The following is a 9,463-nucleotide window of genomic DNA, read 5'->3' as shown; positions in this document are numbered from 1 at the left end:
CAACCCGAAAAAGGGACATAAGCCAAAGCTGGGGCACCCATGGAAAACCCCTTTTTAAGAACACCACTCCGACGAGCTATCCGGACATTTCTACTTGGCGAAGCCGGACATCAGGACGTGGGGCTAACAGCGACTCCTGTCGATAGGGCGGTACAGGATTCGCCGCGTGCCTCCCAAAGACGGGGGGCCGTGGACGTCATTGCCTTGGATGGCCGGGCCTATGCGAAGTTTCTAGCGGCCGGCACCTATTTCCTTAAGAAGTACCGCCAGGTCCTCAACGACCTCAACGTGTTTCCGGTCCCCGACGGGGATACCGGAACCAACATGTACCTCACGTTGCGCTCCGCGACGCTCGAAGCCGCAAAGTTGCACGATGCTCCCCTATCGGAGGTCGCCGCCGCTGCTGCTCAGGGCAGTTTGATGGGCGCCCGCGGGAATTCGGGCGTCATCATCTCGCAGATGCTGCGCGGCTTCGCGCATCACGTGCGCCACCGCTCGGAGATCGATACGTTCGTTATGGCCACCGCCATGCGCGAATCGGTTCTGGCCGCGAGGCAAGCCCTGTTGCGGCCCGTCGAAGGCACGATCATCTCGGTTGCGGAGGCGGCCGCGGATGCGGCCTATCACCTGGCGCTATACGAGCGCGATTTCTATCGGCTCATCAACGGCGTGTTGCGTGCCGCGAACGATGCTCTCGATCGCACGCCCGAGCAACTGCCGGTGCTCAAAGAAGCCGGCGTGGTCGACTCGGGCGGTGCGGGCTTTGTGTATTTCATCGAAGGCATCTTGCGCTTTCTCCCCGATAGCAAAGTGCGCGCGACCGCATTCCCGCGCCGTCCCGCACGCCAGCACGTCTTTACGCCGGCGCAGATCGTGGGCGAAAACAAATTCTGCACCGAATTCATTTTGGAATCCGCCGGCTGCACCGTGCTCGATCTGCGCCACCAACTCGAACCGCGCGGTGAATCGCTGGTGGTTATCGGAGCGCCCCCGACGATCAAAGTGCACATCCATACCGACGACCCGGAACGCGTGCAAGAGATTGCGCTACAGCACGGCACGCTGACGCGGCTTAAAATCGACAACATGGAGCAACAGCATCGCGTCCTCGTCGTCGATCGTAATGCCGGCGGACGTTCGGTCGCGGCGGTGGTTCCGGGCCCCGGGTTCGAGCGGATCGTTAAAGAACTCGGCGTCGAAATTACCCTTGACGGCGAAAAGAATCCCAGCGTCCGCGATCTGTTGCTGGCGGTCAACAAGTGCCTGAGCGACGACGTCTATCTCTTCGTTAACGATCCGAACGTGGCACTTGCCGCACGCGAGGTTGCGGCGCTCACCGAGAAGCGTTTGCACGTCGTTGCAACGCGCGACATCGTCGGCGGAATCGCGGGCTTGTTCGCATTAGGTCTCTCTGCCGTCGACGAACTGCCGAGCGACGTCGAATTGTTGGCCGCGGCGCAGCGGGTCCGCAGCGCGCAGGTCTTTTTTGCCGGAAAGGATGCGACGCTGGGCGGCGTGAGCGTCGCGCGCGGCAAGCCGGCCGCGAGCTTCGGCGGTAGCTTGGTCGGGGCCGATTCGCTCGCCGATGCGGCCATCGCCGCGTTGCGCGCCATGGGGGTGCAGGGCGGCGGGCTGGTCACCCTCTATTACGGCGGAGCGCAAAAGGAGAAGGATGCGCAGCGTTTGAGCGAAGTGTTGAAGGGCGCGTTCGCCGATGCCGATATCGAATATTACTACGGCGGTATGAAGAGCGCTGAATATTGGATTTCATTGGATGAGTAAGCCGCGCATCGCGCTCGACGCCATGGGAGGCGACCACGCGCCGCAAGAAATCGTTGCGGGCGCGCTGCTTGCCGCCCAAGCCTACGATGCGCACCTCCTGCTCGTCGGCGACGAGAAACAAGTCCGGCCGCTGCTCCAGGGCGCCGGTTCCGACCGCATCGAGATCGTCCATGCCGACGAGGCGGTCCCTATGGATCAGCATGCGTCGCAGGCCTTGCGCGCGGCGGACCGCAGCTCGCTCGGAGTCGCGGTGAATCTCGTGAAGAGCGGCTCCGCCGATGCGGTGGTCTCGGCCGGAAACAGCGGGGCATTTCTGGCGATCGCGCTGATCAAGCTGCGAACGATCGAAGGCGTCGCGCGCCCCGCGATCGCGACCGTATGGCCGGCGCTCAATGGGCCGACCGTCCTGCTCGATTCCGGTGCGAACGTCGACTGCCGGCCGGAGTGGCTCGCGCAGTTCGGGCTCATGGGCTCGGCCTACGCTCAGGCCGTCCTGGGAATTAAAAACCCCCGCGTCGCCGTACTCTCGGTCGGCGAAGAACGCAGCAAGGGCAACGCGCAAGTGCTTGAAGCCGCGCGACTTCTCGACGCGGCGCCGGTGAATTTCATCGGCAATATCGAGGGCAAGGATATGTTCCACAACGCGGCCGACGTCATCGTTACCGATGGATTCGTCGGCAACATCGTTCTCAAAACGGGCGAAGGCATGATCGCCGATCTCACCCACGTCATGAAAGACGCGCTACTCGGCGGAAACATCATCACCAAGATCGGCACCGCGATGCTCGCTCCGGCACTGCGCGGGCTGCGCAGAAAATTCGATTACGAAAGGATCGGCGGGGCGCCGTTGCTGGGGCTGCGTGGAAACTGCATCGTCACCCACGGCCGGGTGAGCCGCAACGGTATCAAGCACGCGATCGGGGTTGCCATCGCCGAAGTCGATCACGATGTGGTCGGCAAAATCACCGAACTCGTCGCTCCGCACCTGGCGAAATAACGTGGCCGTCGCAATCGTCACCGACAGTACCTCCGACCTCGATCCGCAGCGCGCCGCCGCCGCCGGCGTAACGGTGGTTCCGCTCTTCGTCGTGTTCGGCGATACCAGTTACAAAGATACCGTCGAGCTCTCGCGCAGCGAATTCTACGAAAAATTAGCGACCGAGCGGACGTTGCCGATCACTTCGCAGCCGACCGCGCAGATGTTCGAAGAGGCGTACGCGCCTTTGGTTGCCGCCGGGGACGAGATCCTCTGCATTACGATCTCGTCGTTTCTCTCAGGCACCATCAATGCGGCGACGGCCGGGGCGCAGCGATTCCCAGATGCCAAGATTCACATCTACGACTCGCAGAGCGCGGCCGGGGGCCTCGGCATGATGGTCTTGAGGGCGGCCGAATTGGCGCGGACGGGGCACACTCTGGCGCAGATTCTGGAAGCGCTCGATTACGAGCGTCGCACGCAACGTCTGTATGCCTGTTTTACGGATCTCTCGCATCTGCAGCGCACCGGCCGCATCGGCAAAGCTCAAGCGGTCCTGGGCACCCTGATGAAAATCGTTCCGGTCCTGTGTCTCAAAGACGGCCAGGTTGTAGCCGAGGCACAGGTGCGCACGTTCGCCCGCGCACAGGAAACGATGTTGGACCTCACCATGAAAGCCGTCACCGATATTTCGAAGGCGCGCTTTTTGGTGATCCACACGAACGCACCGCAACTCGCGAGCAATGCGGTCGAAAAACTGGTTGCGCGACTTGGTGGCGTGCAACCGCGGATGCTGGAAACGCTGGAAGCGGGCCCAGTCATCGCCACACACGGGGGGCCTGGGGCAGTCGGCATCTTCGTCGCTCAAGACGAATAAGGAGAGTGTTTCGATGGGCGTAGTTATCGTTACGGACAGTTCGTCCGATCTTTCGAGCGCGTCGGCACGGCAGTACGGGATCGAGGTCGTGCCGTTGTGGATCGTGTATGGCCAGGAGCGCTTGCGGGACGGCGTCGATATTCAACGTTCAACGTTCTACTCGCGGCTCGCAGCGGCGAAAGATCTCCCGCATACCGCGCCGGTCGACGAGGCGGAGTTTGCCGAAGTCTTCGCGCGGCACGTCGACGCGGGAAACGACGTGGTGGCTCCGGTCATCTCCGAGAAAATCTCGGAAACCTACAAACATGCCGTCGCGGCGGCGGCGAAGTTCCCCGGCCGGGTCCATGTGGTCGATTCTCAGACGTTCTCCGGCGGATTGTTTCTACAGGCCATGGCCGCATCGGAATTGGCCAAAGCGGGGAAGAGCGCCGCGGAGATCGCGAAGGTGTTGGAGGCGGCTCGAGCGACCCAACACGGGTATTTCATTACCCCCGATCTTACGTACCTGGGCCGCACCGGCCGCGTGAACAAGGCCGTGGTGGCGTTGGGTACAATGCTCAAAGTCAACCCCGTGTTGCGCATCCAAAACGGCGTCGTCGATAGCGCCGCGCAGACGCGCACGTTCGAGAAGGCGCAGGAACTGCTGGTGGAAATCGTCACGCGCGAACTGCGCGACGTTGAAAAGGTGCGATTTGTGGTCGGGCATGCCAACGCGCCCGAGACCGGCGCGCGCGAAGTGACGGCGCTGCGCGCGAAGCTTGGGGCCGAGCCGCGCTCGCTGACGCTGATCGAGGCCGGCCCCACCGTGGCGGTTCACGGCGGCCCGGGATCGCTCGGCATCTTTTCGTTGATCGCCTAGGAGCCTAGCGTCGTGATACGCGTACCCGCAGCGCGTGGCCGGTGAGCCTCGGAGTCTACGTCCACCTGCCGTTCTGCCCGTACATCTGCCCGTACTGCGATTTCGCAAAGTGGCCGATGCGGCGGAGTGCGGCCAGCGCGTATCTCGCCGCGCTCTTCGCCGAGATCGAGCGGGAACCGGTCGCGACCGCGGGGACGATCTTTCTGGGCGGCGGCACGCCCAACGCCTACGACGCGGAAACGATCGCCGGTCTAGTCGGCCGCCTGCGCGAGCGTTTTCCGGCACCCGGCGGGCTCGAACCTGAAATATCCATCGAAACGAATCCCGAATTGGTGCGCCCGGGCGATTTCGACGCTTACGTCGCCGCCGGCGTCACGCGCCTCTCGATTGGGGTGCAGTCGTTCGTTCCGGGCGAGATTCGCACGCTGGGCCGCAAGCATACGCCCGAACAAGTGCGGGCGGTCGTCGAGCAGGCGCGGGCCGCGGGCATCGCTTCGGTGAGCATCGATCTGATGTTCGCGGTCCCGGGCCAGACCGCGGATTCGTGGCGCGTCTCGCTCGAACGCGCCCTCGCGCTCGGGGTCGATCACATCTCGACCTACGGCCTAACGATCGAAGAACACACCCCCTTCGATGCGTGGTATGCGCGCGAATCGAGCGCGTTCTTCGACGATACGCGCGAGGCGGAAGTCTACGCCATCGCGATCGATACGCTCGAGGCTGCGGGCTTCGAGCACTACGAGATCAGCAACTTTGCCCGCCCCGGACACGCGTCGCTTCATAATGCCAACTATTGGGCAAATGGCGAGTACGTCGGCTTGGGGGTAGGGGCGGCTTCGTATCGCGGTGGGGAACGGAGCGTCCACACCCGCGATCTGCAGCAATACCTCGAGGCCATCACGAGCGGGCAACCGATTCCCAGCGAGAGCGAGAGCTTGAAGGGGTATCGTAGAGCCGGCGAGGCGATCATGTTGGCCCTGCGGACCTCGCGAGGGGTCGATCTGCGCGAATTCGCCGACCGTTACGGTATCGATGTCCAGGAGCATTATGCCCCGGCTATTGCTGAATACTGCGAAGCCGGGCTGCTTGAGAACGATGGAAGGAGCTTACGCTTGACGAAACAGGGCCGATTCGTTGCTAACGATGTTTGCGGAGCGTTTCTATCATTCGAGTAACCGGTAACAACCTCTCGGGAACGATTCTGCGGATCGCCTTCGCGGCGATTTTTGCCGTGACGGGATTCTTGCTCGGTCGCGAGGCTTACAGCAACGTGTTCTCCCTGCACTTCGGGAACCAAGGGGTGCAGTGGACCTTTCTCATTCTTTCGCCGGTCGCCGGCGCGCTGATCGGCGTTCTGCTCGCACCGCTCGCACAGACGTTTTTCGAAGATGAGTTGATCGTTGCCGAACACGCGATCGAGCGCCTCGCTCCGGCGGAGCTTGCCGGCGGGGCGCTAGGCCTCATCGTGGGCCTGGTGATAGCGTGGCTGATGAAGAGCATTCTCTTCGAATTCATTTCCGTCACGGGCCGGGCCGGAAGTATCGTCGCCATCGTGCTCTACCTTATCGTGGCGATCTTTACCGCATATTTGGGCGCCCGCGTGGGCGCGAAGACGCGTTTCGTTCCGCTCGGTGACTCGGCGGCCGCGAGCGGCGTCGGCGTGAAGATCGTCGATACGTCCGTCATCGTCGATGGGCGCATCGTCGAAATCGTGGAATCCGGGTTTATCGAAGGGCTGCTCGTCGTGCCCAGATTCGTTCTACGCGAGCTCCAGGCAATCGCCGACTCGGTCGATTCGCAGAAACGCACGCGCGGCCGGCGCGGGCTCGAAGTGTTGAATCGTTTGCAAGAAACGATCGTGTTGAACATCAACGAACGCGATTATCCGGAAATGCCGCCCGGAAGCGTCGACGGCAAGCTGGTTCGGCTGGCCAAAGAGCTGGGCGCAAAGCTGCTCACCAACGATTACAATCTCAATCGCGTCGCGCAAGTCGAAGGCGTCGAAGTCCTCAACATCAACGAACTGGCGAACGCAGTCAAACCCGTCGTGCTGCCCGGCGAGGAATTGCACGTGCAGGTGATTCGCGAAGGCAAAGAGTCGCACCAAGGCGTCGCCTATTTGGATGACGGCACGATGATCGTTGTCGAACACGGTCGCAAATTTATCGGCGAGGGAACGGAAGTGGTGGTCACGAGCGTGTTGCAGACGGTAGCCGGCCGAATGATTTTCGCACGGCCGAAGCGCGAAGGGGTCGGCGCATGATCTGGGGCGCGGTGATCGTCGCAGCCGGGCGTGGAACGCGGTTCGGCCAGCCGAAGCAATTCGTCGAATTGGCCGGTCTGCCGATGGTCGGGTGGTCGCTGCGCACCTTTGCGCGCATGCCGGAGATCGCCGAAATCGTCGTCGTCACCGAGGAAGAGTGGATTGCGCCGATGAGGGCGTTGCTCGAACATCTTGCGCCGTCGTGTACCACCAGCGCCGTCGCCGGCGGAACGACGCGCCAGCGCAGCGCGCGCAACGGGCTGCACGCGCTCGGCGAGGGATGCGCGGCTGCCTTCATCCACGACGGTGCGCGGCCTTTGGTTCGCGCGAGCGACGTGCGGGCCGGCATGGCCCAGGTGCGCAGTGGTCGGGGCGCCGCGTTGGGCGCCCCGGTCGTCGATACGATCAAGGTTATCGATCCCGCAACCATGCTCGTTCAGCGCACGCTCGACCGAACCTCACTCTGGGCGGCCGCGACGCCGCAGTTCGCCATGCGCCGCGATTTTTTACGCGCGCACGCGGATGCCGCTAAATTCGAGGTCAGCGCGACCGATGACGCCGCGCTGCTCGAGCGGCTCGGACTGGATGTGGTACTCGTTCCGTCGAGCGGACCGAACTTTAAAGTGACGCTTCCGGAGGACGTGGTGCGTGCCGAGCCGTTGCTGCGCGAACGTGAAGCCGCGCTCACGCCGGAAGACGAAACGTTGTTGGTGGAGGTGTTCGCCGACGAGGCGCTTGCCGACGCAATATGCGCGGAATTGGAATCGCGCGGCGGGTCGATCGACGCGATCGAACGCGATCTTCCCAGCGGCATCGCCGTGCGGGCGCACGTGCCCACGCAGGGCCTGCGCGGCTTCGGTAGCCGCTTCGAGGCGTTCTCCGACGGGAGCGCGACGTTTACCGCGCGAGCGAGCGCACGATGACGCGCATCGGCCACGGTTTCGATGCCCATCGATTGGTCGAAGGGCGCCCGCTGGTGCTGGGCGGCGTGACGATTCCGTTCGAGCGCGGCGCGCTCGGACACTCCGATGCCGACGTGCTCGCGCACGCGCTCTGCGACGCGCTCTTGGGTGCGGCGGCGCTGGGGGATCTGGGCGCTTACTTTCCCGATACCGATCCGCAGTGGAAGGACGCGGATTCGATGGCGCTGCTCGCGGCGTGCGCCGCCGAACTGGTTCGCGCGGGGTATACGGTGGCGAACGTCGATGCCACCGTCGTGGTCGAGCGACCAAAGTTAGCGCCGTACCTTACGGTTATGCGGGAGAATATAGCTGCCCGAATAGGATTGAGCCTCGACGCGGTCAGCGTGAAGGCCAAGACCAGCGAGGGTATGGGATATACGGGCGACGGTAGCGGCATTGCCGCCTACGCGGTTGCCCTGATCGAACGACATGCTTGACGACACCGCCCTCGCTTCGGCCATGCAGCGCTGGGGATTTTTAGAACAGCCCGCTCCGGCGGCGGCTACGCGATGGATCGCGCTCTTCCTCGAAGCCTACGGCGAGCAGGTTGCGTCGGTCGACGACGCCCTTGCTCCGGTAGCGGCGCTGCGGGCCGAGGCCTGCGTTGTTCCCGCGCTCGAACTCGAGCGCTTGCGTACCCGAGAGGTGCTCTTTTTTCTCGACTCGGTGAGCCAATACGTCGATCATCAGGCGGAGCTGCGCGGGTTGCCGCTCGCCCACGACATCGCCGAGATCGCGTTGGAATTCGGCCTAGACGCGGGCGATGCGTTGTATGCGGTACGCATGGCGATTACCGGCGAGCGTGAGGGGCCGCCGCTCGAGCTGCTGTTCCCGCTTCTCGGACACGACCGGATCTTGATGCGTATCGGCGCGGTCAACTCGCGACTGCTGCATGGACGGGGCTTGGAGACGATTCCATTTGGGCCCGACGGCAAGCCGTTCGAGCCGATCCACGGGCATAAACCTGCGGCGGATGCGTCGCCGGAAACTGCTCGTTGACCGCAGGGGTTAGAATACTACGAGTATGCCGAGCCCGATAGAAACGTTTTTGCAAGACCTCCGAACCCCGCTCGAACGCGATCCCGCGGTTCGCGGATGGCTCGACGTGCTGCTGTCCTATCCCGGCTTTCACGCCATCACGGCTCACCGCTTGATTCATCCGCTCTATAGCGCCGGCATCCCGATTCTGCCGCGTTGGCTATCGCACGTCGCGCGTTTCCTCACCGGCATCGAAATCCACCCGGGCGCGACGATCGGACAGGGCGTGTTCATCGATCACGGCATGGGCGTGGTCATCGGAGAGACGGCCGAAGTCGGCGACGGCTGTACGATTTACCAGGGCGTCACGCTCGGCGGAACGAGTCTGCGGCACGAAAAACGTCATCCGACGCTTGGGAAAAACGTCACGGTCGGCGTCAACGCCGCCGTGCTCGGAGCGATCGTGATCGGCGACGGCGCCCGCGTGGGCGGCGGGTCGGTCGTGGTCAAAGACGTTCCGGCGAACGCTACCGTGGTCGGCGTTCCGGCGCGTATCGTCGCGCTGGACGGCAAGCCGGTTCGCGCCGTGCCGGATCGTCCTCAGGTGGAAATGCCCGACCCCAATGCCGACGCGATTGCCGAATTGCAACAGCGCGTCGCCGCGATGGAAGGCCGGCTCGCGGAACTCGATCCCGAGTCCGCCGACGCCCCTTGGTCGTGGGTCATCTAAAACATTCATGCCGTTAAAATTGCATAATACGCGTAC

Annotated in this window: 10 protein-coding genes; all 10 read left to right on the top strand. The window is 63.3% G+C overall.

What is annotated here, in order from left to right; translation table 11 throughout:
• Positions 1-189 precede the first annotated feature (189 nt).
• From VMW12_04955 to cysE, 10 genes are read left to right on the top strand one after another with little or no spacing between them, the layout of a single operon-like run.
• Positions 190-1,782 (top strand): DAK2 domain-containing protein, encoded by a 1,593-nt coding sequence (locus VMW12_04955; GenBank protein ID HUZ49076.1) that lies wholly within the window; start codon positions 190-192, stop codon positions 1,780-1,782.
• The gene (gene plsX, locus VMW12_04950; GenBank protein HUZ49075.1) at positions 1,775-2,779 is read left to right on the top strand and encodes a phosphate acyltransferase PlsX; all 1,005 of its coding nucleotides are present in this window, start codon (positions 1,775-1,777) and stop codon (positions 2,777-2,779) included. The genes VMW12_04955 and plsX overlap by 8 nt, the downstream gene beginning before the upstream one ends.
• Position 2,780: 1 nt before the next feature.
• Positions 2,781-3,635, top strand: a complete 855-nt coding sequence (locus VMW12_04945) for a DegV family protein (protein ID HUZ49074.1) — start codon at positions 2,781-2,783, stop codon at positions 3,633-3,635.
• A gap of 13 nt (positions 3,636-3,648) precedes the next feature.
• The gene (locus VMW12_04940) at positions 3,649-4,494 is read left to right on the top strand and encodes a DegV family protein (protein HUZ49073.1); all 846 of its coding nucleotides are present in this window, start codon (positions 3,649-3,651) and stop codon (positions 4,492-4,494) included.
• Between the two features lie 41 nt (positions 4,495-4,535).
• Complete coding sequence (hemW, locus tag VMW12_04935; GenBank protein HUZ49072.1) at positions 4,536-5,669, top strand: radical SAM family heme chaperone HemW; 1,134 nt, start codon at positions 4,536-4,538, stop codon at positions 5,667-5,669.
• Positions 5,642-6,757 carry a PIN domain-containing protein gene (locus tag VMW12_04930; protein HUZ49071.1) on the top strand — a complete coding sequence of 372 codons (1,116 nt, stop codon included), beginning with the start codon at positions 5,642-5,644 and terminating at the stop codon, positions 6,755-6,757. The genes hemW and VMW12_04930 overlap by 28 nt, the downstream gene beginning before the upstream one ends.
• Entirely contained in the window at positions 6,754-7,680 is a 927-nt protein-coding gene (ispD, locus tag VMW12_04925; GenBank protein ID HUZ49070.1) for a 2-C-methyl-D-erythritol 4-phosphate cytidylyltransferase, read from the top strand. The genes VMW12_04930 and ispD overlap by 4 nt, the downstream gene beginning before the upstream one ends.
• The gene (gene ispF / locus VMW12_04920; protein HUZ49069.1) at positions 7,677-8,156 is read left to right on the top strand and encodes a 2-C-methyl-D-erythritol 2,4-cyclodiphosphate synthase; all 480 of its coding nucleotides are present in this window, start codon (positions 7,677-7,679) and stop codon (positions 8,154-8,156) included. Before ispD ends, ispF begins: the two co-directional genes overlap by 4 nt.
• Entirely contained in the window at positions 8,149-8,718 is a 570-nt protein-coding gene (locus VMW12_04915) for a hypothetical protein (protein HUZ49068.1), read from the top strand. Before ispF ends, VMW12_04915 begins: the two co-directional genes overlap by 8 nt.
• A 25-nt stretch (positions 8,719-8,743) precedes the next feature.
• Complete coding sequence (gene cysE, locus VMW12_04910; GenBank protein ID HUZ49067.1) at positions 8,744-9,427, top strand: serine O-acetyltransferase; 684 nt, start codon at positions 8,744-8,746, stop codon at positions 9,425-9,427.
• The last annotated feature ends 36 nt before the right edge of the window (positions 9,428-9,463 follow it).

The organism is Candidatus Dormiibacterota bacterium (genome assembly GCA_035532835.1).
Lineage (GTDB): Bacteria > Vulcanimicrobiota > Vulcanimicrobiia > Vulcanimicrobiales > Vulcanimicrobiaceae > DAHUXY01.
Note: the sequence above shows the minus strand (reverse complement) of the source record. Positions and strands in the feature narration are given on the sequence as shown.